The sequence below is a fragment of the Salinisphaera orenii subsp. halophila YIM 95161 genome (genome assembly GCF_003732545.1).
Taxonomy (GTDB): domain Bacteria; phylum Pseudomonadota; class Gammaproteobacteria; order Nevskiales; family Salinisphaeraceae; genus Salinisphaera; species Salinisphaera orenii_A.
Genome location: NZ_AYKF01000097.1, coordinates 1 through 24241, shown reverse-complemented (window position 1 = coordinate 24241; position 24241 = coordinate 1). Strand labels below are relative to the sequence as shown.

The following is a 24241-nucleotide window of genomic DNA, read 5'->3' as shown; positions in this document are numbered from 1 at the left end:
GATCCAATCTAGCAAACCTAAAATGACGCTAACGTGCTGTCGTAACTCAGTAAAAGAGAAAAATGCTCTAGAATTCCACGTGCAGGCCAGCGAGCAGGCTGCGGCCGGGCTGGGCGACGCGCAGGAACGAGGTGTGGCGCACGATCTCGTCGTCCAGCAGATTGTCGCCGCGCAGATAGACCATGGCCTCGGTGTCATCCGATGAGGCGATCCGGTAGCCGACGAACGCGCTGAGGTCGGTGTAGCCCGCGGTCTCCTCCTCGAGCTCGGCGACGCGGCCCTGATGGCTCGCCCGCAGGGCTTCGACGTTGGCCAACCATCGGGGGCCGCCGTAGTCCAGGCCGGCGCCGTAGCGCCCGGGCGTGATCCGCGGCAAGTCGCCGCGGTCGTCCAGCTCGCCTCGCACGTCATCGCCGAACACGCGCGCGGTCAGCCGGTGCATTCCGGTCAGCAGGTCGTAGCCGATCTCGGCCTCGCCGCCGTAGAAGGTGGCGTCCGCGGCGGCGTAGTCGGTGAGCAGAAGCTCGCCGTCCGGGTCGAAGCGGCCGTCCTCGTCGACGCGATCGGCCACGCCGTCGCCGCCCGGCGTGCCGCTGCCGTCGGCGTTCAGGCCGGCGTCCACGGACTGGGCGAAGACATAGTCGTCGTAGGTCGTATAGAACAGGCTGGTGTCGAAGCGCATGCGCCCGCGCGTCTTGCGAAACCCCAGCTCCAGGCTGTCGGCGGTCTCCTCGTCGAAGCCGCTGTCACCGCGCTCGTAGGTGAGCGTGGCCTCGTGCGGGCCGAAGCTGTAGAGCTCTTCGGTGGCGGGTGCGCGCTGATAGCGGCCGACGCTGGCCGTGAGCACGTAGTCCGTACCGATATCGCGGCGCAGGCCGAGCGACAGGCTCATCGGGGTGTGGTCGGTGTCCTCGTAGGGCGCCCGGGTGTCCTGCTCCTGATACTCCAGGCGGGCTCCGGCCTGGATCGTCCAGGCCTCGCCCAGCGGCCGCTCCTCGACCAGAAAGGCCGCGAGCGAGCGGGTCTCGGTCGCCGGCACGAAGGACGCCTCCTCGCCGTAGGCCCGGAAGTCGCGGTCGAAGCCCTGCAGGCCGAACACGCCGGTGAAGCCCGCGATCGGGGCATGCTCGGCGGCCACGCGCGCCTCGGTCTCCCGATTGTCGAAGAACGCTTCCGGTTCGGCCTCGCCCTCGGTGTGCAGATAGTCCGTGTAGGCGCCGGAGAACTCGAGCCGCGTGATGCCGGGAGCGACGTCGTAGACCTCGCCGGCGAGGTCGTAGCGGTCCTGGGTCATGCGGATGCGCGCCGCCTCGCCCGGAATGCCGTACTCGCGGCCGAAGTGGCTGGCGGCGCCGCCGACATAGCCCCAGTCGCCGGCGTAGGCACTGCCCAGACTGTAGGTGTCGGTATCGGTGTGGCTGTTGTCGATGCGGCGGCCGTCGTCGGCCTCGTAATCGTCGGTCAAACGCTTGAGGCCCTGGAGGTTCACCGCCCAGTCGCCCAGCCCGCCGGTGACGTCCAGCCGCTGGAGCCGCGCGCCGGCGCCGCCCAGGCCGCGCTCCAGGTCGGCGCTGCCCTCGAGGCCGTCGGGCGCCCGGCGCGGTATGCGGTCGGTGACCACGTTGACCACGCCGCCGATGGCGCCGGAGCCGTAGAGCAGGGTCGAGGGGCCCTTGAGGACCTCGATCTGGCGTGCGGCGTAGGGGTCGATCGACACGGCGTGGTCTTGGCTCAGCGTGGAGACATCGGCCGAGGACATGCCGTTTTCCTGTACCCGAACGCGGGCGCCGGACAGGCCGCGGATCACCGGCCGGCCGACGCCGGCGCCGAAGTCGGCGGTGCTGATGCCGGGGGTCTCGGCCAGGCTCTGGCCGAGCGTCTGGCCGCGTTTGCGGATCAGTTCGCGGCCGCCGACCACGGTCGCGGGTTCGATGGCCTGGTCGGGGCTGCGGTCATCGAAGGCCAGGGCCTCGACGGAGATGGCGCCCAGACTCCCGGCCGATTCCGGGGCGTCGTTGTCGTTCTGGGCCGAAACGGGAGTGCACAGACCGAACGCGCAGGCGCCGGTCGCGCATGCGAGAAAAGACAGATAACGCATGGTGTTGAAGCTCGTCGTGATGCGAAAGCGGCGCGCGCTTTCGGACCGCGGCGGGTCGCGCCGCGGAGCGATGTCATTCGCGGGTCAGACGAGTGCGTGCGGCGGTCCGCGGCTGCGATAGGCCAGACGAACGCCGTCGCGGCGATCCACGACGATGGGGCCGACGGGGGCCGTCTGGTGCGGCGGCGGCGCGATCGACAGGTCGGCGGCGGGTGGCAGGGGGGCGCTGCCGCCGTGGCCGCCATGCGGGCAGCTCAGGCAGTGGAAGCCGGCGTGTGGTGTGTCGAGCGGGTGATCGAAGCCATGCGCGAACGCCAACGTCTGGCTGCAGACCAGCGCTGCAAGCAGCAGGATGAGTCGAAGTCGGCGTGCCCCCATGGAACAAGAATTGGCGCCGCCGGGGGCCGCGTCAACCGCTTTGTGCTAAGTCTTTGTTGTTATATTGTAACGTAACGACCCGGCGTCTAGTTCAGCGCCAGAATGCGCTGCGCCCGCGCCAGCACGGGGGCGTCGACCATCTGCCCGTCCACCTGGAAGGCACCGCTGTTCCGGCGGCTGGCGTCCATGACGCGCTGGGCCCAGCCGAGCTCGTCCTCGCTGGGCGAGAAGGCGGTGCGCACGGTCTCGATCTGGGCCGGGTGGATGCAGAGCATGCCGCCGAAGCCCATGTCGCGTGCGCGCAGCGCGATCGCGTGCAGGCGTTCGGGGCTCTTGAAGTCGGGGTAGACGCTTTCCAGCGGCGGCATCAGGCCGGCCGCGTGCGAGTGCATGAGCAGCTGGTGGCGGGCATAGTCGAGCACCGCGCGGCCGCCGTCGCTGTCGGGCGTCAGATTCGCTTCGAAAGCGAAGTCGAGCGCGCCGAAGGCGAATTGTTCGACGCCGGCCACACGGGTCAGGGACTCCAGGGCGAGCACGCCCGCCGGCGTCTCCAGCAGCGGCCAGACCGGCTTGCCCAGGCGGGCCACGCGTTCCAGCGCGCCGCGCGATTCGGCCTTGGGGGACATGATGCCGGCGATGCCCGCGTGGCCTTCGCAGAGGGCGAGGTCGGCATCCAGCTCGCCGCTGTCCGCGGCGTTGATGCGCACGATCACCCGGGCTTCGGGGTCGTTCGCGAGGAAGGCCGCGAGCGCGTCGCGGGCCTCGTCCTTGCGGTCCATGGCGACGGCGTCCTCGAGATCGACGATCACCGAATCGGCGCCGCTGGCCTGCGCCTTGGGGATCAGGCCGGCCCGGGTGGCGGGTACGAACAGCGGACAGCGCAGGGATGTGGCCATGCCGGTGGGCTCCTTGTGGCCGGTCATATCGCGCCGGCCTCGGCCAGACGCTCGATGGTGGCCGGGTCGTAGTCGAGTTCGGACAGGATCCGACGCGTGTGTTCGCCGAGATCGGGCACGGGATCCATGCGCGGCTCGAAATCGCGGTTGATCGCCGGTGGCAGCAGCGCCGGCAGCGCGCCCTCGGGGCTGCCGACGGTGCGCCAGCGGTCGCGGGCGGCCAGCTGCGGATGGGCCCAGACGCCGGCCATGTCGTTGACGTGGGCATTGGCGATCTTGGCTTCGTCCAGCCGCGCGATCGCCTGCGCCGCGGTCAGTTCGGCAAACGCTTCGTGGATGAGCGCGGCGAGTGCCTCGCGGTTGGCCGAGCGATCGCTGTTGGTGGCAAAGCGCGCGTCCCCGGCCAGTGCGGGCTGCTCGAGCACCTGCTCGCAGAAGACCTGCCATTCGCGCTCGTTCTGCAGGCCGAGCATCACGCTCTTGCCGTCGCCGGTGGCGAACGGGCCGTAGGGATAGATGGTGCTGTGCGCCGCACCGGCGCGCGGCGGCTGCGGCTGGCCTTCGAAGGCGTAGTACATGGGATAGCCCATCCACTCCACGATCGATTCCAGCATGGAGACGTCGATGGAGGTGCCGCGGCCGGTGGTTCCGCGCTGGATGAGCGCGGCCATGATGCTGTTCTGGGCGTACATGCCCGCCGAGATGTCCGCGATCGAGCAGCCCACCTTGGCCATCTCGTCCTCGCCGGGCCCGCCGGTGGTCGAGAGCACGCCGCCCTCGCTCTGGATGAGCAGGTCGTAGGCCTTCTTGTCGGTGTACGGGCCGGTCTCGCCGTAGCCGGAGATGTTGCACACGATCAGCTTCGGGAAACGCTCGCACAGATCGTCGAAGGACAGGCCCAGACGTGCCGCGGCGCCCGGGGCGAGGTTCTGCACGAGCACATCGGCATCGGCCAGCAGCCGCTCGAGAACGGTCAGCGCCTCGTCGTGCTTGAGGTTGAGCGTCAGGCTCTCCTTGGAGCGGTTGGTCCAGACGAAGTGCGAGGACAGACCGCGCACGCGGTTGTCGTAGCCGCGGGCGAAATCACCCACGCCGGGGCGTTCGATCTTGATCACGCGCGCTCCCAGATCGGCCAGCTGGCGCGTGCAGAAGGGCGCGGCGATGGCGTGCTCGAAGCTGACGACGGTGATGCCGTCGAGCGGGCGCGGCGTGTGGGCCGGGTCGGTCATGGTGTGGCTCCCTTGTGTTCCTGGTCTACGACGCGCGCAGCAGCGGCACGCGATCAAGTGTCGCCAGTCCCCAGATCGTGTCGATCATCCGCCTCGTTTCCGTCTCGTCGGCGGCCCCGGCGAAGCGCACGAGCCGCGCGAACTTGTCTTCCAGTTCGGTGCGGGACAGCGTGTTGCCCGGATCGCCCTTCGGTTCGTCGATGGCGCCGGTCAAGCGGCGGCCGTCGGTGGTGGTCACGTCCACGCGCCCGAGCCAGCGGCTCGGATAGGCCGCATCGACTTCGGCATCCAGCTGCATTGCGACGCGGTCACGAAAGGCCGCGACCGTGTCGTCGGTCAGCGCCCGCGTGTCGAATTCGGTCAGGCCCGCAGCGCCGTGCACCGCGATCAACCCGAGCACGGTGCCCATCGAGAACTTGGCCTGGTGGATGGTGCGCGGTACGTCCACCGCGCCCAGCACGTCGATCGCGCCCTGGTGTACGCGGGCCACGACGCGCTCGATGTCGTTCGCGGCGAGCTCGTGCTCGGCCATGACGGCGAGCAGCGCGTCCGCCGCCGGATGCGTGTGCCGGCAGGAGGCGTGGAACTTGAACGACGTCTCGGCCAGCGCCCAGCGCGAGCCGAGCTCGGCGGCGAGTTTCGCCGTGTCGGCGTCGGTCGACATGCCGGCCGCCATGCCCTGGCTGCCGCCGAAGATGTCCTGTGCGCCGGTCAGCCCGTCCGCGGCCATGAGCGCTGAACGCAGCCCGTCCGCGGCGGCCTTGGCGGTGTGCAGCTGCTTGGAGTCGGCGCCGTCGCGCAGGAACGCCCACAGGCCGGCGGCCTGGGTGCCGGCATTGCCAAGTACGTGGATCATGGTGTCGGTGTCGACGTTCAGCAGCCGGCCCGCCGCCACGGCCGCGGCCAGCGTGCCCGCGGTGCCCGTGGTGTGGAACACGCGATAGTGCGAGCGGCCGAGAAACTCGCCCACGCGCACGCCGGCCTCGTAGCCGGCCACACTGGCGGTGATCAGATCACGCCCCGAGGCGCCGCGGGCCTGGGCCAGCGCGAGCACGGCCGGGAACACGACCGTCGCCGGGTGCAGCACCGAGCTGTTGTGCAGATCGTCCTGCTCGACCACGTGCGAGGCGGCGGCATTCACGAAGGCCGCGAAATAGGGCGAGGTCGTGGCACGGCTGGACAGGATCTCGGCATCGCCCCGGGCCGGGCCCATCGCCGCGGCGTGTCGCTCGAAGGCGGCGGTGGGATGCTGGCGCGAGCCCGCCAGGGCCGAGCCCAGCCAGTCCAGACAGAGGTCTTCGCAGCGGGCGACGACGTGCGCGGGGAGGTCGTCGAAACGCAGGTTGGCGCAGAAATCGGCCAGTTGTCGGGTTGAGTCACTCATGCCGCGGGTTCCTCCAACGGGTCGGAGATCTCGATCAGGTTGGCGTCCGGATCGCGGATGTCGACCGAACGCAGTGGTTGCCTGGCGCCGGCGCGTGTCACCGGCCCTTCGACCAGCGCCACGCCCTCGTTGTCCAAGTGGCTCATGACCGCATCGAGCGGCGTATCGGCACTGAAGCACAGGTCCGCCGGCGCGGGCGTCGGGTGTTCGATTTTCGGTTCGAAGGGCACGGCGGGCGGATGCAGATTGCTCTTCTGCGTGCCGAAGGCCAGGGCACGGCGCCGTAGATCACCGGACACGACTTCTTGCATGCCGAGCACGCGCCGGTGGAAATCGACGGTGGCGACCGTCAGCACCAGGTGGTCGAGCTGGCGAATCCGTATGCCCATCAGAACGAGCGCGGCATGCCGAGCAGATGCTCGGCGACGTAGGATAGGATCAGGTTGGTCGAGATCGGCGCGACCTGGTACAGCCGCGTCTCCCGGAACTTGCGCTCGATGTCGTACTCGTGGGCGAAGCCGAAACCGCCGTGGGTCTGCAGGCAGGCGTTGGCGGCCTCCCAGGAGGCCTTGGCGGCCAGATACTTGGCCATGTTCGCCGACGCCCCCGCCGGCTTGCCGGCGTCGTACTCCTCGCAGGCGCGCCAGCGCATCAGGTCGGCGGCCTCGACCTCGATGTGGGACTCGGCGATCGGGAACGACACGCCCTGGTTCTGGCCGATCGGCCGGTCGAAGACACGGCGCTCGTTGGCGTAGGCGGTGGCGCGGTCGACGAACCAGCGGCCGTCGCCGATGCATTCGGCGGCGATCAGCGTGCGCTCGGCGTTGAGGCCGTCGAGGATGTACTTGAAGCCCATGCCCTCCTCGCCGATCAGGTTCTCGGCCGGAATCTCGAGATCGTCGAAGAACAGCTCGTTGGTCTCGTGGTTGACCATGTTGCCGATCGGGTTCACCGACAGCCCGTTGCCGATGGCCGCGTGCAGGTCGATCAGAAAGATCGACATCCCGCGGGACTTCTTCTCGACCTGGTCCAGCGGCGTCGTGCGCGCAAGCAGGATCATCATGTCGGAATGCTGGACCCGCGAGATCCAGACCTTCTGCCCGTTGATGACGTACTTGTCGCCCCGTCGCACGGCATTCGTCTTGATCTTGGTCGTGTCCGTGCCGGTGGTCGGCTCGGTCACGGCCATGGCCTGAAGCCGCAGTTCGCCGGCCGCGATCTTGGGCAGATACTGCTTCTTCTGTTCCTCCGAACCGTGGCGCAGCAGGGTGAACATGTTGTACATCTGTCCGTGCACGAAGCCGGCGTTGCCGCCGCAGCGGTTGACCTCCTCGAGGATCGCGGAGGCCTCGGCCAGGCCGAGCCCGGAGCCGTCGTACTCCTCCGGAATCATGGCCGCGAGCCAGCCGGCCTCGGTCAGGGCGTTGACGAAGGCCTCGGGAAACGCCCGCCTGGCGTCGATGTCGCGCCAGTAGGCGTCGCCGTAGTCGGCGCACAGGCCGCGTACGCCGTCGCGGATGGCATCGAGGGATTCCTGGTCAATCATCTTGGGTCTGCTCCGTGAAGGTCAGTTCGGCCTCGTGCGCGGGGCCGTTGTCGTTGGCGGCCCACAGCCGCGCCGCGCCCGGGGATTCGATCACGCCCCGGGCCGTGAACGGCGCGGGTGCGATCAGCGGACGCAGGCCGCGGAAGGCGAACGTGTCGATACGCGCGTCCGGATGGGCGCGGGCGAAGGCGTGCAGCAGGGTGGTGGCAATCAGCGGGCCGTGCACCACCAGCCCCGGATAGCCTTCGGCGTCGGTGACGTAGGGCCAGTCGTAATGGATCCGGTGGCTGTTGAAGGTCACCGCCGAGTAACGGAACAACAGCGTCGGGTCCGGCGTGATCGTCTCCGACCAGTCGGGGTCCGGCATGGGCCGGTCGAGGCTCAGTCGCGGCGCGCTCGGCTCGCGATAGACGATGTCCTGCTCTTCCTCGACGGCGACCGCTGCGGCCTGGCGATAGCGGTGGCGCACGGTCACGAACAGCAGGGCGCCGCTGCGGCCCTGCTTCTCCTGTATGTCGGTGATCTCCGATTCGCGCACGGCCGGCTCGCCGACCCGCAGCGGCGCGTGAAACCACAGCCGGCCGCCGGCCCACATGCGGTTGCGGCCGTGCGCCGGCGGCAGAAAGCCGCCCCGGGCGGGATGGCCGTCGGTGCCCAGGCCCTCGGCGTCGACCGGGATCTGGAAGAAGGCCCAGTGCCATAGATGCGGCAGGGCCTGGCCGGGCTCGGGCCGCGGCGCGCCGAAGGTGGCGGCGATGCGGTCGGCCAGCGCGGGGGCGAGGTCGTCCTCGCAGCGTTCGCCGTTGCCAATCCAGTCGCGGGGGTTCGGTGTGCTCATGGGTCGGGGCGGTCCTGTGCTGCGTGAAGCCTGTGCCGGGCCTCGGTGGTCGGCAATCCCATCGTGCGCCAGTGACTCATGATGCACGCTATTGCCCTGAATATGAACACAGTGTACCGTATACATAAATTGAATGGCAATGACAGCGAGTCCGCATGCCCGCTGCCGCGTTGCGGCGACGGTGCGCGTTGTCTTGACCTTTATCGGCCGTACGGACGAGCGAGCAGACCATGGCGCAGGCGATTTACCGAAATATTCCCGACAGCGCGGGCGAGAACGCTTATGCCGCCGACCCGGACTTCGCCCGGCTGCTGCGCATCTATGCGACCCCGGCGGAGGTGGCCCACGTGGAGCCGCGCTTCGAGGAGCTCGGTGCGCTGGTCGGCGACGAGCTCGAGCAGCTCGCGCTCACCGCCGACAAGCACAAGCCGACGCTCGCGGTGCGCCACCGCAACGCCTCGCCGCGCAACGGCATCGACAAGCACCCGGCCTACGTGCAGCTCGAGCGCTATGCCTTCTCGCATTTCGGCCTCGCCGCCATGTCGCACCGGCCCGGGGTGTTCGACTGGCCCGAGAAATGGCCGCCGATCGTCAAGTACGGCCTGACCTATCTGTTCGTGCAGGCCGAGTTCGGACTGTGCTGTCCGCTGAGCATGACCGACGCGCTCACGCGTACGCTGGCCAAGTTCGGCGACCCCGCGCTGGTCGATCGTTTCTTCGACGATCTGACCACGCAGGATTTCGAATCGCTGTGCCAGGGCGCGATGTTCATGACCGAGCAGGACGCCGGTTCGGACGTCGGCCGCATCTCCACCGAGGCGCGCGAGGACAACGGCGTCTGGAGGCTCTACGGCGACAAGTGGTTCTGCTCCAACGCCGACGCCGGCCTGGCCATGGTGCTGGCCCGTCCGGTCGACGGTGGCGAGGGCACGAAAGGCCTGACGCTGTTCCTGCTGCCGCGACACAAGGCTGACGGCGAACTCAACGATTACCGCCTGATCCGGCTCAAGGACAAGCTCGGCACGCGTTCGATGGCCAGCGGCGAGATCACCCTCGACGGCGCCGAGGCCTATGTTGTCGGTGAACCGGGCAGCGGCTTCAAGCAGATGACCGACATGATCAACATGTCGCGTCTGTCCAACGGCGTGCGCTCGGCCGGGCTGATGCGGCGGGCGCTCAACGAGGCGCTGTTCTTCGCCCGCCACCGCGAGGCCTTCGGCCACAAGCTCGTCGACCTGCCGCTGATGTGGCGCACGCTGCTCAAGCTGATGACGCCGGCCGAGCAGGGCCGCTCCATGGCCTTCCACACCGCCGACGTGCTGCGCCGGGCGGACGGCGGCGACGCCCGTGCGCAGAAACTGCTGCGCATCCTGACGCCGCTGATGAAATTCCGCACCACCCGCGACGCGCGCAAGGTGGCCGGCGACGGCATGGAAGTGCGCGGCGGCTGCGGCTACATCGAGGAGTTCTCCGATGCGCGGGTGCTGCGCGATGCCCATCTGGGCTCGATCTGGGAGGGCACCAGCAACATCGTCGCACTCGACGTGGTCCGCTCGATCAAACGCGAGGACACGCTGGCCACACTCGTGCCCTATCTGCACGAGTGCCTCGATGCGGTCGAGCTGCCGGCGGCGGCGCGCGGAGTCTTTGACGACGCGCTCGAGCGCGCCGAGCGGGCGGTGATGCGCGTGGTCGAGAACAAGGACGCCACCATCGACACGCGCGTGGCGGCCAGCGGGCTGTATCACGTCGCCTCCGCGGTGTTCCTGGCCTGGGAGGCCAGCCGCAGCGAAGGCGACTGGCGCCGGCTCGCGCTCGCGTGGCTGGTGCTCACGCACCGGGTCCTGCCGCGCGATCCGCTGGCCGTGGACGCGCCCGACGCCGAGCTCGTGCAGTGCCTGCTGGCCGAGGCGCCGATGAGCCGCGACCAGGCGCTGTCACTGGCGCCCGAGCCCGCCTGCGCCTAAAGTCGGCTTTCTGTACACGGTATACGCATAGACAATTCGGCGACGCCGCCCCCGGCGTTCCCGTTCCAGCTCTGGAGGATGTCGCCCGCATGAGCGCACTGATGGATGATTCGCAGGACGAACGGCGCATGCTCGCCGACTCGGTGGCCGGCTTCGCCGGTGAGGGCCGCGGCATCGCCCGGGCGCGCCGGCTCAAGGCCGAGGCCGCGGGCCTGGACCGCGCGGCCTGGTCGGAGATGGCCGACCTCGGCTGGCTGGGCATCCTCGTGCCCGAAGCCGCCGGCGGGCTCGGCCTCGGCGTGGGCGAACTCGCGGTGGTCGCCGAGGGGCTGGGACGCGACTGCGCGCCCGAACCGCTGGTCGATACCGTCTTCGCCCAGGCCGTGCTGGCCGGATGCGACGCCGACCATGCCGGCGAGCTGCTGGCGGCGACCGCGTCCGGCGAACGCCTGGTGGCGGTCGCCTGGCAGGATGAGGCCCAGGCGCGTGGGCAGGAAGGCCCGGCGAGCGTGCCGGCCGACGGCGGCTCCGGTCGATTGACGGGCCGGCGGGCTCTGGTGACCCCGGCCGAGGCCGATGTCTTCGTCGTCGCCGTGGGCGGGCCCGACGGCGTGGCCCTGTACGCCATCGAGCGCGACGCGCCGGGCCTGTCGGTCGAGACGCAGCCCCGGGTCGATGGCCACGCCGTGCTCGCGCTCGAGTTCGACGGCGTTTCGCTCGACGACGCGCGCCGGCTGGCCGGCGGCGGCGCGGGTGATGGTGCACTCACGCGCGGGCTGAGCGTGGCCCGGGTCGCGGCCAGTGCCGAACTGTTCGGTCTGGCCGGCGCGCTGTTCGAACAGACCCAGGACTATCTCGCCTCGCGCAAGCAGTTCGGTCAGGCGCTGTCGAGCTTTCAGGCGCTGCGCCATCGCGCGGTCGATCTGTATATCCAGCGCGAGCTGATGCGCAACGCGCTGCGGCAGGCGGTGCGCGCCTTCGACAGCGACGCCGACCCGGTCGATCTGCAGCGTGCGGCGGCCCGCGCCAAGGCGCGCTGTTCGGAGGCTGCGCTGATCATCGGACGCCAGGCCGTGCAGCTGCACGGGGCGATCGGCTACACCGAGGAGGCCAACGTCGGCGTCTATCTGCGACGCGTGCTGTCGCTCGCCGCCTGGCTCGGCAATGCGGACACCCAGCGTCGCGAATACGCCCGCCTGACCCGCGCGGCCGCGTAAGGAGAACGAGATGACCGACTGGAACGCCATGGACGACGCGGCCTTCCGCCGCGAGATCCGTACCTATCTCGAAGCCGAATACCCGAAGGCATTGCGCCATCCCTCGCGCCGGCTGCGCTGGCACGAAGTCAGCGACTGGTACCTGAAGCGTGCCGAGGCCGGCTGGACCGCGCCGGGCTGGCCGGCCGAACACGGCGGCGTGGGCCTGTCGCCGTCCAAGCAGCTCATCTTCACCGAGGAGCAGGAGCGCATCGGCGTGGCCCGCGCGCCCGACCAGGGCGTGGTCATGGTCGGCCCGCTGCTGATCCGCTACGGCACACCCGAGCAGCGCGAGCAATACCTGCCCAAGATCCTGAGCTGGGAGCACATCTGGTGCCAGGGCTATTCCGAGCCGAACTCGGGCTCGGACCTGGCCAGCCTGCGCACCCAGGCCGACGACGACGGCGATCACTGGGTGGTCAACGGTCAGAAAACCTGGACCACACTAGCCCAGGACGCCACCCATATCTTCGTGCTCGCGCGCACCGACCCACACGCCGAGCGCAAGCAGAAGGGCATCAGTTTCCTGCTGGTCGATCTGGACACGCCCGGCATCACCATCCGGCCGATCGAGAACATCGCCGGACACGAGGAATTCTGCGAGGTTTTTTTCGACAACGTCCGCGTGCCCAAGGACAACCTCGTCGGCAACGTCAACGAGGGCTGGACCATGGCCAAGGCGCTGCTCGGCTTCGAGCGACTGTTCCTGGGCAGCCCCAAGCAGTCCCAGAACGCGCTCGGCCGGCTGGATGCCTTCGCCGAGGCCCGCGGGCTGCACGACGACCCGGCGTTCTCCGCCGAATTCACGAAGCTGGCCCTCGATGTCGCCGACCTGTCCGAGGCCTTCGAGTCGTTCGCCGCCCAGGTGCGCGGCGGCGAGACGCTGGGCGCGGACATCTCCTGGCTGAAGATCTGGGGCACGGAAACCTACGGCCGGATCGCCGAACTCGCGGTCCAGGCCGCCGACGGCGAGGCGCCGCTCGTCGAGGGCCAGGCGATCGGCGAGGACGCGTCGGTGGACGTGCTCAACCTTTATTTCGGCTGCCTGCCCACGACCATCTACGGCGGCTCCAACGAAATCCAGCGCAACATTCTGGCCAAGCAGGTCCTGCGACTGCCGGAGTGACGGCGCGGCTCACCGCAACCGCTTTTCCAATCGAGGAGAGAACATGACGGATCCCATCGAACAACGCGTGGCCGTGGTCACCGGCGCCGGCGGCGGCATCGGCAAGGCGATCGCACTCGAGATGGCCGCCGACGGCGCGGCCGTGGTGGTCAACGATCTCGGCACGAGCGTGTCCGGCGACGGCACCGACCAGTCCGCGGCCCAGGCCGTGGTCGACGAGATCGAGGCCGCCGGCGGCCGGGCGGTGGCCAACACCGACAACGTGGCGGACTACCAGAGCGCGACAAACATCATCGCCACGGCCATGGACACCTTCGGCCGGCTGGACGCGGTGATCAACAACGCCGGCATCCTGCGCGACCGCATGTTCCACAAGATGGATCCGGACGAGTGGAAGGCGGTCATCGACGTGCATCTGCACGGCACCTTCAACGTCTCCCGGGCGGCCGCGCCGATCTTCCGTCAGCAGGAATCAGGTGCCTATGTGCACATGACATCCACCTCCGGGCTGATCGGCAACCGTGGCCAATCCAACTATTCGGCCGCCAAGGCCGGGATCGCCTCGCTGTCGAAGTCGATCGCGCTCGACATGGCCGCCTTCAACGTCCGCTCCAACTGCATCAGCCCCTTCGCCTGGTCGCGCATGATCGGCTCCATCCCGACCGATACGCCGGAGCAGCAGGCGCGCGTCGATAAGCTCAAATCCATGACACCGGACAAGGTCGCGGTGCTGGCGACCTATCTCGCCAGCGACCGTGCGGCCGACGTCTCCGGCCAGATCTTCGCCGCGCGCGGCAACGAGATCTTTCTCATGGGTCAGAGCCGGCCACTGCGCGGCATTCATCGCAGCGAGGGCTGGAACCCGGAGACCATCGCCAGCGAGGCCATGCCCGCGCTCAAGGGGCAGTTCTACCCGCTGGAGGTCTCCGGCGAGGTCTTTTCCTGGGACCCGGTGTGACCGATCGACGGCCGGCCGCCGCGCCGGCCGTCTTCATTGGGGCCGCGGCTGAACCCAACACAACAGAGCCGGGCCCGTGCGAGATATCGGAGTGAGGATATGGCAGGACGGACGGCACAGGCCGGTACGCTGAACGCGTTGCTCGACGCCCGCGTGGCGGACGGCGGCGACGATCCGGCCCTGATCCAGGGCGACACCCGCATCACCTACGCCGAGGTCGCGGCGCGGGTGCGCCGAGTGGCCGCGGGTCTGGCGCGGCTCGGTATCGGGCCCGGCGACCGGGTGGCGGTCTGGTTGGGTAACGATCCGGCGTGGATCGAGCTCGAATTCGCGCTGGCGCGACTCGGTGCGGTGGCGGTGGCGATCAACACCAAGTATCGGCGCCACGAGGTCGAGGATATCGTGGGTCGTTCCGGCGCACGCGCGCTGGTCCTGCCGCCGACGCTGGGCGAGATCGACTGTCTGGCGCTGATCGCCGATTGCGACGACGAGGCGCTGGCCGCTCTGGAGACCCTCGTGCTGGTCGGCGAGGCGCCGGCGGGCGATTGCTACGCGGGACGCAGCCTTGCGAGCTACGCGGCGCTCGGCGCGCACGGCGAGCATGCGCGTGACGAGGGCGCGCCGGATGCGCCCTGCATGATCTTCACCTCCTCGGGCACGACCTCGGCGCCCAAGCTCGTCACTCACAGGCAGGCCGCGCTCGTCCATCACGCGCTCGCGGTGGCGGATGCCTTCGGCTATCGCGGCGTGGCCGACACCGTGGTCCTGGCGATGCTGCCGTACTGCGGCGTGTTCGGGTTCAACACCGTGATGGGCGCGTTCGCGGCGGGCCGGCCGACGGTGCTGTTGCCGGCCTTCGAGGCCGGGGCGGCGGTCGCGGCGATCGAATGCCACGGCGTCACGCACACCAACGGCGCCGACGAGATGTTCCGGCGAATCCTTGACGCGGCGGAGCCGGTCTCGCGCATCGCCACGCTGCGCGAAGGGGCGTTCGCCAATTTCAGCGCCGATGCCGCCGCACTGGTGGATCGGGCCCACGCGCTGGGCATCAAGCTGTTTCAGACCTACGGCGCCTCGGAGGTGCAGGCGCTGATGGTCTATGCGGCGGCGGGCTCCGGGCCGGAGCGCTGGGCGCTGGGCGGCGGCACGCCGGCCTCGTCGGACACGCGTGTGCGCGTGCGCGACACCGAGTCCGGTCGGCTGCTCGGCCCCGGCGAATCCGGCGAGATCGAGGTGGGCGGGCCGAACGTCATGGTCGGCTATCTCGGCAACGACGAGGCGAACGCCAAGACCTTCACTGACGACGGCTTCGTGCGCACCGGCGATCTCGGCTATATGGAGTCGGGCGACACCTTCGTCTATCTGGCCCGGCTGGGCGACACGCTGCGGCTGGGCGGGTTTCTGGTGAACCCGCGCGAGATCGAGGCCTATCTGGAATCCTTCGATGCGATCGACCAGGCCCAGGTGGTCGCCGTGGACACCGAACGCGGGCCGCGGCCGGTGGCCTGGGTGATCGTTCCCGCGGGCCATCATCTGGATGCGGATTCGATCATCGCCGCCTGCCAGGCGGACATGGCCAAGTACAAGGTGCCGGTCCGGCTGATCGAGACCGAGGCGTTTCCGACCACGCCGAGCGCGAACGGCGTCAAGATCCAGAAGGCCAAACTGCGCGAGCGCGCGCAGGCCGAGATCGACGCGGGGGTGTCGTCATGAGCGCGGCCGTGCTGCCCGAGACCATGGCGGCCGTGCGGATGGCGCGGTTCGGCGGGCCGGAGGTCCTCGAGAGCGTGCGCGTGCCGCTGCCGAGCCTGGGCGCGCACGACGTGCTGATACGGGTGGCCTACTGTGGCGTCTGCCGGCACGATCTGCTCACCCGGGCCGGCGCGTTCCCCAGGATCGATCTGCCCGTCATTCTCGGCCATCAGGTCAGCGGCCACGTGGTTGCGGTCGGTGAGGCGGTCGCCGGCGTGGCCGAGGGCGCGCGCGTGATGAGCATGATCTACACCGGCTGCGGCGGCTGTGCCGCCTGCGACGCCGGCAATCAGGCCCTGTGTCTTGATGAGCGGCCGCGTTTTCTCGGCGAGGACGTCGACGGCGGCTATGCCGAATACGTGCGCGTGCGCGCCGACACCCTCGTGCCGGTGCCCGACGGCGTGAGCCTGAAGGCCGCGGCGGTGGTCATCTGCACGGTCGGCACCGCCTATCACGCCCTGGTCACGCGCGCGCGGCTGCAGCGCGGCGAGACCGTGGTGCTCACGGGTGCCAGCGGCGGCGTCGGGATCCACGCGATGCGGCTCGCGAGACAGCTCGGCGCCCGCGTGATCGCGGTCACGTCGAGCGCCCGTCGCCGGGCCGATCTGGAGGCGGCGGGCGCGAACGACGTGGTCGTCGCCCCGGCGCTGGATTTCGCCCGCGAGGTCAAGCGGCTGACCGGCGGGCGCGGGGCGGACGCCGTCATCGAGATCGTCGGTGCCGCGACGCTATCGGCCTCCATCCATGCCGTACGCAACGGCGGCCGGGTGGTGATGCTCGGCAATGTGGAAGGGCTGCCCGCCGAGATCCGGCCGGCGCATTTCATCCTCAAGGAAATCAGCCTGGTCGGCACGAAATCCTGCACCACGGCCGAACTCGCGGACGCGCTGGCCATGATCTCGGCCGGCGAGCTGGCCGTGGATGTCGGCGAGGCGCTGCCGCTGTCGGCGGCGGCCGAGCTGCACCGCCGGATGGAGGCCAACACGGCGTCCGGCCGGCTCGTGCTCGAGGTCGCCGGCGAGGCGGACGGTAGGCGCTAGCCTGCGACTTTCGTATCGTTGACTGGGTACTGTATACATAGATAATCTGATCTGAAAATACCGCGGTCCAGCGGGCGTGTCCGGGGACCGTCCGAACACCGGCCGTGCCAGAGCGCTGGAAAAGCGCCATCGGAGGAGCAACAGATGAAGTCGATCCAGGATCATCGCCGGCGCGTGCGCGCCGTTGTCATTGCGGCGGCCGCGGCCCTGACGCTCGGTGCGGCCGGTGCGGCCGCGGCCGACGACTCGGGGCCGGTATTCAAGGTGGGCGCGCTGTTTCCGCTGACCGGTCCGAATGCGGTCTACGGCAAGCTGTTCAGCGAGGGCGCCGATCTCGCGGTGGAGCACGTCAACGACAGTGACGAGATCGACGGCCGGCTCGACATCGTCCACGCCGACAGCCAGGCCCTGCCCCAGCCGGCGGTCGTGGGCATGAACAAGCTCGTCAACGTCGACAAGGTGAACTTCGTGCTCTCGGCATTCTCCGGCGTGAGCAAGGCGATCGCGCCGATCGGCAACCGCGAACACGTGCTCATGGTCAACGGCGGCGGCGTCAGCCCGGAGCTGGCGATCGGTGATTACTTCCTCAACGACATCCCCTTGTCGGACGACGAGGTCAATGCGCTTCTGCCCTATGCGGTCGAGGAGATGGACATCGAGCGGCTCGCCGTGATCCATGTCAACGATCCGTTCGGCAACGGCGTCAATCGGGTGATCAAGGAGCGCTGCGCCGAGCTGGGCTGCGAGGTCGTCTCGGAGATCGGCATCGACCCCTCGGCGACGAGCTTCCGCTCGGAGGCGGTCAAGCTGCGGGCGGCCGGCGCCGATGCGATCTACATCGCCTCCTACGGCCAGCAGCAGAACGTGATCGCCAAACAGCTTCGCGACGGCGGCATCCGGTCGCAGCTGCTGAGCTACTCGGCCTTCGGCATCCCCGCCACGCAGGCGCTGGGGGCGGCCGATGGCGCGGTCTACACCTCCGAGCACATCGACTACGACGCCGACGAGCTGACGCGCGATTTCCTGTCCAGCTTCAAGGACGAGTACGGCGAGAAGCCCAACTATTACCAGGTCAACTACTACAACGCGGTGCTGATCTACGCGGACCTGATCGCGCATGTGCAGTCGCAGGACAAGGCGGTCACCGGCGAGAACCTGCGCGCCGCGCTCCAGGAGATGGGCTCGTTCGATGTCGTTGGCGGCAAGATCAGCTTCCGCGAGGACGGCACCGTCCGCATGCCCATCGAGATCAACCGGATCTCGGGCGGCGAGTCCGAGGTGCTCGAGACGGTGGAGCTGACGGAGTGAGCCGGCACGCCGCGTTTCGAAACGGGGCGGGAGGCGCGTCGTGATCGTTCTTTTCCAGATGCTCGTGGAAGGCGTGGCGGCCGGCAGCCTCTATGCGCTGGCCGCCGTCGGGTTCGCGCTGATCTATGCCACCACGCGCACCTTCCATTTCGCCCACGGCGCCACGATGATGCTCGCGGCCTACGCCTTCTATCAGGCGGTTACGGTCTGGCAGTGGCCGGCGGTTCTCGCGGTGGCGCTGGCCGTAGCAGTGGCGGTGGCGTTCGGCGTCGGCGTGGAGCGGCTGGTCTATCAGCCGATGCGGCGCACCGATGCCTCCTTTCTGACCATATTCGCGGCCTCGTTCGGCCTGTTGATCGTGGCGACCAACGTGGTCGTGCTGCTGTTCGGCAACAGCTTCTACAGCGTGGATTCGACGTTGAGCCAGGGGTTTCTGGTCGGGCCGCTGTATCTGTCGTGGGTCAATCTGCTGTCCGTGGCCGTCGCCCTGGTGTCGATCACGGCGCTTCAGTGGTTCATGCGGCGGACGCGCACCGGCGTGATCCTGCGCGCGATGATGGATGATGCCGCGCTCGTCGGCGTGTTCGGTCTCGGCGATCGGCGCTACGGCATGATCGCGTTCGCGATCGGGTCCGCGCTGGTGGCGCCGGCGGCCATTCTCACCAGCCTCAACGCGGGTCTGCAGCCGTCGATGGGCGCGCTGCTGACGCTGCTGGCGATCGCCGGCGCGATCGTCGGCGGCATCGGCAATCTCTGGGGGGCGGCGCTGGGCGGTCTGCTGCTCGGCATCGCCGAGAACATCGGCGTCTGGCAGCTGTCCTCGACCTGGAAGCCGGCGATCACGTTCGGCGTGCTGTTGATATTTCTGATGTTCAAGCCGGACGGGCTGCTCGGCGCAGCCACGCGACGCTCATGATCGCCTATATCGCCAACCTGGGCGTGCTGCTGGGGATCGCCGTCATTCTGGCGTCGTCGCTGAATCTGATGGTCGGTTACGCCGGCATCTTCTCGGTGGCGCATGCGGTGTTCTACGGTGTGGGCGCGTATGCGGCGGCCAAGGTCGCGCTCGGGGTGACCGATTCCTTTCTATTGGCGACTGCGGTGGCGATGTTCGTCTCCGGCGCCGTGTCCTTTCTGCTGGCCGTGCCGGTGCTGAGGGTGCGCGAGGAATACTTCGTGGTGGCCTCGATCGGCTTCCAGGTCGTGGCGTCGACGATCTTCACGAGCTGGCACGCGGTCACCGGCGGCATGGGCGGCCTGGCGGGCATACCGCCGGCCCGCGTGCTCGGCTGGCAGCTGACTTCGCCGGTCGAGTATCTGATCCTGACCGCGGTCTGCATGGTCCTCGTGCTGGCCTTCATCGCCGTGCTGGTGAAATCGCCGTTCGGGCGGGCGCTCAAGGCCTTTCGCGACGACGAGGTCGCGGCGACGGCGCTGGGCAAGGATCCGCTCGCGCTGCGGGTGGCGGCCACCACGATTTCGGGCGCGCTCGCCGCGGTCGCGGGTTCGATCTATGCGTTTCACGTGTCCTTCGTGAACCCCGAAAGCTTCACCCTCGACTATTCGGTGATGATCCTCGCCATGGTGATCATCGGCGGTGCGGGGTCGCTGGCCGGACCGATCGTCGGCGCGGTGTTCATCACCGCCTTTCCGGCGCTGCTGAACTTCATCGAGATGCCCAGCCGCTACGTCGGGCCGGTCGAACAGCTCATCTACGGCGCCTCGATCGTGCTGCTGATGATCTTCTGGCCGAACGGGCTGGCCAGCGTCTGGCGGTTGCTGCGTCCGCGCCGCCCGGTGCAGGCGGCCGGCGGCGGTACGGAGCGCTAGTCATGGCGGCACTCGATATCAACGGCCTGCGCAAGGCCTTCGGCGGCAACGTCATCATCCCCGACGTGACCCTGGCGCTCGAGCCGGGGCTGATCACCTCGCTGGTGGGCCCCAACGGCGCGGGCAAGACGACCCTGTTCAACCTGATCACCGGGTTCCTGCGGCCCGACGCGGGTTCGGTGCACTACAAGGGCAGCGATCTCGTCGGGCTGTCCCCGCAGCGCGTGACCCGGCTCGGCATCGCGCGCTCGTTCCAGGACCTGCGCCTGTTCAACGAGATGACCGTGTTCGAGAACGTGCTGGTCGCCCAGGAATCGAGCTTCAGGCTCTGGACCCGGGCGGCCGCGTGTCGGCATACGGACGCCGTGCTCGAGCGCGTCGGTCTGGCCGACAAGCGCGATACGCGTGCCATGGATCTGTCCTACGCCGAGCGCAAGTTCCTCAATCTCGCGCGGATCATGGCGCTCGACATCGATCTGTTCCTCCTCGACGAGCCGGCTTCGGGGCTGGACGGCCCGTCGCGCACCACATTTCACATGCTCCTGCAGTCCCTCAAGGATGAAGGCCACACGGTGCTGCTGATCGAACACAATCTGGATATCGTGCGCGAGGTCTCCGATCGCATCGCCTTTCTCAACAAGGGCGAGGTGATGGCCTTCGATACGCCCGAGCGCATATTCGCGAACGAGCGGCTCACGGATCTGTATTTCGGCACGGCCGGGCGTCCCGCGGAGGCCGAGTCATGCTGAGCGTCCATGATTTCCACGCCGGCTATCCCTCGGTGCCGGTGGTCTCCGGCGCCGAGCTGCGCGTCGAACGCGGCGAGATCGTCTCGCTGTTCGGCCATAACGGCGCCGGCAAATCGACCCTGATGAAGGGCGTGTTCGGCGTATTGGGCGACTGCCGGGGCGAGGTGCGCTTCAACGACACCGCCGTCGCCGGAGCCTCGACCCGCTCGCTCATGCGCCGCGGCATGGTGCTGGTGCCGCAGGAGCGCGGCGTCTTCCCGAGCCTGACCGTCGCCGAGAACCTGCGCATGGGTTTCTGGGCCAGCGGTGAGTCCGCGCGTGCCGAATACGACCGGCGCCTGGCGCGAACGCTCGGCTATCTGCCGATTCTGGACGAGCGCAAGGACGATCGGGCGGGGGAGCTGTCCGGCGGGCAACAGCAGATGGTGAGCATCGGCCGGGCGCTGCTGGCCGGGCCGAAGCTATTGTTGCTGGACGAACCCTCCACCGGTCTGGCGCCGAATCTGGTCGACGACATCATGGCGCTGGTGACGCGGCTGCGCGAGGAGGAGGGCCTGAGCGTGCTGCTGGTCGAGCAGAACGTCGGCCAGGCGCTCGCGGTCTCCGATCGGGTCTATCTGATGAAGGGCGGACGCATCATCCACGAGGCCACGCCCGACCAGCTGACCTCGTCGCGCAGCCTGTGGGACCTGTTCTGACGCGCGGCGGCGCCGACGCGTCGAAAGCGGTGTGATAGTTTTCCAGTCGACTCAAGCAGCGAAGCGCAAGGATCATGAGCAGCAAATCCAGTTTCGGCCCGGTACGTCGTCGCTCGATCGAGGACGAGGTGTACATGCGCATGCGCGAGGCCATCCTCAAGGGCGAGATCGAGGGTGGAGAGCGGCTGGTGCACGAGGATCTGGCCAGCCGTTTCGGCACCAGCCGGATTCCCGTGCGCGACGCCCTCAAACGGCTCGTCTTCGACGGCCTGGTCGATGCCGACGAGCGCGGCGTGTGTCGCGTGAGCCACTTCGGGCTCGAGGATGTCGAGGAGATCTACTCGCTCCGCGAGATGCTCGAGGCTCAGGCCGTGGTCAAGGCCACCGCGCAGCTCACCGATGAGGAGATCGACGAGCTCGAGCGGCTGCAGGGCGACATCGAGGCCGCCGCCGAGGCCGGCGACAAGCAGACCTATGTGGAACTCAACCAGGAGTTCCATCGCGAACTCTACGACAGTGCCGATCAGCCGCGGCTGTCGCGCATGATCTACGGCCTGTGGCAGGGCCTGCCGCCGCTCACGCCGATGGCCATCGACAATCGGCTGGTGCAGGCGGCGCGCGAGCACCGCGGCATCCTGAGCGCACTGCGCGAACGCGACGCCGATGCCGCCGGTTCGGCCATGCGCGAGCACATCGCCACGGCCGGGCGCGCGCTCTACGACTACGTGGCGAGCAAGGAAGGCAAGATCCGCTGACACGCGCCGCGGCGGCCGGTGAGCGACCGGCCGCTACGACGGGTCTGTGGCCCGGCATTGCCGGGAACCGCCGACTTGCGTCCATGGTAAAGCCGTCGACGGAATACGGAATACTGATAGGGTTGTGAAACAAGGAGGGGTGGAGATGAAAAAGAAAACACAGGCGCTCGTTGCGGCCATGCTGAGTGCGGCGTTCGGCACCGCCGGTGCGCAGACGCTGCCGGACACGATGACCTGGTCATCCTATGACGTCGGCTCGGCCGGCTACGCCGAGGCGTCGGCCATCGCGGATGCCTTCGGCCGGGAATACGGCGCCCGCGTGCGCATCCAGCCCTCCGGGTCGGCGGTCGGCCGGCTGCAGCCGCTGCTGCAGGGCCGCGTCGACTACGGGTATCTCGCGACCGAGACCTTCTTCGCCACCGAGGGCGTGTTCGATTTCGCCAGCCGTCGCTGGGGCCCGCAGGATCTGCGCGTGGTCGCCGGCCGGCCGTCGTCGTTCGGCATGCCCACGGCCGCGGATGCGGACATCGACACGGTCGCCGACGTGGCCGGCAAGCGTGTGGCCTATGTCGCCGGCAATCCTTCGATCAACGTCAAGTGCGACGCCGTGTTGGCCTTCGCCGGACTGGATCGCGACGACGTCGACCTGCGCATGTTCCCGACCTACGGTGCGGCGATGAGTTCGCTCGCCCAGGGCCAGGCCGATGCCACCTGCACCCTGACCACGCCAAGCCAGATGTACGAGCTGGCCGAGTCCCCGCGCGGCATCCACTGGGTGCCGCTGGCCCCCGACAACGAAAAGGGCTGGCAGCGTCTGCAGGCGCTGGCCCCGTTCTTCGCGCCGTTCGAGGAGACCGTCGGCGCGGGCATCTCGGAGGACGAGCCGGTGCCGATGATGGCCTATCGCTATCCGATGATCGTCGTGCGCGCCGATCAGAGCGAGGAGGCCGTCTACAACTACATCAAGGCGCTGGACGAGACCTTCGATCTCTACAACGACGCCACCGCGTCGATGCCGCGCTGGGATCTGGAGCGCGCCGGCCGCCCGCCGGTCGATGCGCCGTTCCATCCGGGCGCGATCAAGTATCTTGAAGAGCAGGGTATCTGGACCGAGGCGGATCAGGCCTGGAACGACCGGCGCCTGAAACGGCTCGAGGCTCTGCGCGCGGCCTGGACGGACACTCTGGCAGCCAACGAGGAGGCCGACGACGAAGCCTTTGCCGAAGCGTGGGCCGAGGCCCGGGAGAACACGCTCGCCGCGCTCGAGTCCGGCGGCGACGACGACGAGTGATCGGATAATCAAGAGCGCATCAAGCGCACCACGAGGAGGAGAGCACCATGCTTAAAAATACACGAACCGCCGCGGCGAGCGCGGTCCTGGCGGCCAGCTGTGCGCTGGGCGCGTCCGGCGCGCTGGCACAGGACCTGCCGGATACCATGACCTGGTCGTCTTATGACGTCGGCTCGGCCGGCTATGCCGAGGCCTCGGCGATGGCCGACGCCTTCGGCAAGGAATACGGCACCCGCGTGCGCATCCAGCCGTCCGGGTCGGCGATCGGCCGGCTGCAGCCGCTGCTGCAGGAGCGGGCCGATTACAGCTTCCTCGCGACCGAGACCTTCTTCGCCACCGAGGGCCTCTACGACTTCGCCGACCCGCGCTGGGGCCCGCAGGATCTGCGTGTGATCGCCGGCCGGCCGTCGTCGTTCGGCATGCCCACGGCCGAGGACGCCGACATCCGCGAGCTCTCCGATGTGGAAGGCAAGCGCGTGGCCTATGTCGCCGGCAACCCGTCGGTCAACGTCAAGTGCGACGCCCTGCTGGCATTCGCCGGGCTGACCCGCGACGACGTCGATGCGCGCATGTTCCCGACCTATGGTGCGGCGATGAGCTCGCTCGCCCAGGGGCAGGCCGATGCGACTTGCACCACGACCACGCCCAGCCAGATGTACGAGCTGGCCGAGTCCCCGCGCGGGATCTACTGGGTGCCCCTGCCGGCTTCCGACGAGAAGGGCTGGAAACGCGTGACCGCGGTCGCGCCGTTCTTCAAGCCCTACGAGGAAACCGTGGGTGCGGGCATCAGCGAGGACGATCCGGTGCCGCTGATGGCCTATCGCTACCCGGTGCTGACCGTGCGCGCCGACATGTCCGAGCAGGCGGTCTACGACTTCACCAAGGCCATGGACGACACCTTCGGCATGTACAAGGATGCCACCTCGGTGATGCCGCGCTGGAAGCTGAGTGAGTCGGGCACGCCGCCGATCGATGCGCCGTTCCATCCGGGTGCGATCAAGTACCTGAAGGAAAAGGGTATCTGGACCGACGACATGCAGGAGTGGAACGACGAGCGCCTCGAGCGGCTGGAAGCCCTGCAGGCGGCCTGGCAGGAGACCAAGGAAGAGGCCGGCGACAAGACCGGTGAGGACTTCCAGGCC

General features: G+C 68.7%; 22 protein-coding genes. 14 read left to right on the top strand and 8 right to left on the bottom strand.

What is annotated here, in order from left to right; all coding sequences use genetic code 11:
• Positions 1-67 precede the first annotated feature (67 nt).
• From SAHL_RS12020 to SAHL_RS11985, 8 genes are all read right to left on the bottom strand, one after another.
• Positions 68-2098 (bottom strand): TonB-dependent receptor, encoded by a 2031-nt coding sequence (locus SAHL_RS12020; protein WP_123591659.1) that lies wholly within the window; start codon positions 2096-2098, stop codon positions 68-70.
• 84 nt (positions 2099-2182) lie between these two features.
• A complete protein-coding gene (locus tag SAHL_RS12015) occupies positions 2183-2476 on the bottom strand; it encodes a hypothetical protein (RefSeq protein ID WP_123591658.1) in 294 nt (97 codons plus the stop codon).
• A gap of 86 nt (positions 2477-2562) precedes the next feature.
• The gene (locus SAHL_RS12010) at positions 2563-3372 is read right to left on the bottom strand and encodes an HpcH/HpaI aldolase/citrate lyase family protein (protein WP_123591661.1); all 810 of its coding nucleotides are present in this window, start codon (positions 3370-3372) and stop codon (positions 2563-2565) included.
• 23 nt (positions 3373-3395) lie between these two features.
• Entirely contained in the window at positions 3396-4601 is a 1206-nt protein-coding gene (locus SAHL_RS12005; protein ID WP_123591657.1) for a CaiB/BaiF CoA transferase family protein, read from the bottom strand.
• Positions 4602-4626: 25 nt separating this feature from the next.
• Positions 4627-5985 carry an MmgE/PrpD family protein gene (locus SAHL_RS12000; RefSeq protein ID WP_123591656.1) on the bottom strand — a complete coding sequence of 453 codons (1359 nt, stop codon included), beginning with the start codon at positions 5983-5985 and terminating at the stop codon, positions 4627-4629.
• Positions 5982-6368, bottom strand: coding sequence for a VOC family protein (locus SAHL_RS11995; protein WP_123591660.1), 387 nt, complete (start codon positions 6366-6368; stop codon positions 5982-5984). Before SAHL_RS11995 ends, SAHL_RS12000 begins: the two co-directional genes overlap by 4 nt.
• 5 nt (positions 6369-6373) lie before the next feature.
• Entirely contained in the window at positions 6374-7531 is a 1158-nt protein-coding gene (locus SAHL_RS11990) for an acyl-CoA dehydrogenase family protein (RefSeq protein WP_123591655.1), read from the bottom strand.
• On the bottom strand, positions 7524-8369 hold the full coding sequence (locus tag SAHL_RS11985; RefSeq protein ID WP_123591654.1) for an HTD2 family dehydratase: 846 nt from the start codon (positions 8367-8369) through the stop codon (positions 7524-7526). Before SAHL_RS11985 ends, SAHL_RS11990 begins: the two co-directional genes overlap by 8 nt.
• 230 nt (positions 8370-8599) lie before the next feature.
• Between SAHL_RS11985 and SAHL_RS11980 the strand changes: the two genes are divergently transcribed.
• The 14 genes from SAHL_RS11980 to SAHL_RS11915 form a co-directional block, all read left to right on the top strand.
• On the top strand, positions 8600-10336 hold the full coding sequence (locus SAHL_RS11980) for an acyl-CoA dehydrogenase family protein (RefSeq protein WP_123591653.1): 1737 nt from the start codon (positions 8600-8602) through the stop codon (positions 10334-10336).
• Between the two features lie 89 nt (positions 10337-10425).
• Positions 10426-11553, top strand: coding sequence for an acyl-CoA dehydrogenase family protein (locus tag SAHL_RS11975; protein ID WP_123591652.1), 1128 nt, complete (start codon positions 10426-10428; stop codon positions 11551-11553).
• A gap of 10 nt (positions 11554-11563) precedes the next feature.
• Positions 11564-12718, top strand: a complete 1155-nt coding sequence (locus tag SAHL_RS11970) for an acyl-CoA dehydrogenase family protein (protein ID WP_123591651.1) — start codon at positions 11564-11566, stop codon at positions 12716-12718.
• Positions 12719-12761: 43 nt separating this feature from the next.
• Positions 12762-13676 carry an SDR family NAD(P)-dependent oxidoreductase gene (locus tag SAHL_RS11965; protein WP_123591650.1) on the top strand — a complete coding sequence of 305 codons (915 nt, stop codon included), beginning with the start codon at positions 12762-12764 and terminating at the stop codon, positions 13674-13676.
• Between the two features lie 99 nt (positions 13677-13775).
• On the top strand, positions 13776-15389 hold the full coding sequence (locus tag SAHL_RS11960) for an AMP-binding protein (protein WP_123591649.1): 1614 nt from the start codon (positions 13776-13778) through the stop codon (positions 15387-15389).
• Positions 15386-16468 (top strand): alcohol dehydrogenase catalytic domain-containing protein, encoded by a 1083-nt coding sequence (locus SAHL_RS11955; RefSeq protein ID WP_123591648.1) that lies wholly within the window; start codon positions 15386-15388, stop codon positions 16466-16468. The genes SAHL_RS11960 and SAHL_RS11955 overlap by 4 nt, the downstream gene beginning before the upstream one ends.
• Before the next feature lie 144 nt (positions 16469-16612).
• Entirely contained in the window at positions 16613-17776 is a 1164-nt protein-coding gene (locus SAHL_RS11950) for an ABC transporter substrate-binding protein (protein WP_123591647.1), read from the top strand.
• A 40-nt stretch (positions 17777-17816) separates the two neighbouring features.
• On the top strand, positions 17817-18692 hold the full coding sequence (locus tag SAHL_RS11945) for a branched-chain amino acid ABC transporter permease (protein WP_123591646.1): 876 nt from the start codon (positions 17817-17819) through the stop codon (positions 18690-18692).
• Positions 18689-19606 carry a branched-chain amino acid ABC transporter permease gene (locus tag SAHL_RS11940; protein WP_123591645.1) on the top strand — a complete coding sequence of 306 codons (918 nt, stop codon included), beginning with the start codon at positions 18689-18691 and terminating at the stop codon, positions 19604-19606. The genes SAHL_RS11945 and SAHL_RS11940 overlap by 4 nt, the downstream gene beginning before the upstream one ends.
• Positions 19607-19608: 2 nt before the next feature.
• Positions 19609-20355 carry an ABC transporter ATP-binding protein gene (locus SAHL_RS11935; protein WP_123591644.1) on the top strand — a complete coding sequence of 249 codons (747 nt, stop codon included), beginning with the start codon at positions 19609-19611 and terminating at the stop codon, positions 20353-20355.
• Positions 20349-21053: an ABC transporter ATP-binding protein gene (locus tag SAHL_RS11930; protein WP_123591643.1), complete on the top strand. Its 705-nt coding sequence runs from the start codon at positions 20349-20351 to the stop codon at positions 21051-21053. Before SAHL_RS11935 ends, SAHL_RS11930 begins: the two co-directional genes overlap by 7 nt.
• A 74-nt stretch (positions 21054-21127) precedes the next feature.
• Complete coding sequence (locus SAHL_RS11925) at positions 21128-21808, top strand: GntR family transcriptional regulator (RefSeq protein ID WP_123591642.1); 681 nt, start codon at positions 21128-21130, stop codon at positions 21806-21808.
• A 145-nt stretch (positions 21809-21953) separates the two neighbouring features.
• Positions 21954-23099, top strand: a complete 1146-nt coding sequence (locus SAHL_RS11920; protein ID WP_123591641.1) for a TAXI family TRAP transporter solute-binding subunit — start codon at positions 21954-21956, stop codon at positions 23097-23099.
• 47 nt (positions 23100-23146) lie between these two features.
• On the top strand, positions 23147-24241 hold a 1095-nt coding region (locus SAHL_RS11915; protein WP_123591640.1), incomplete at its 3' end, for a TAXI family TRAP transporter solute-binding subunit.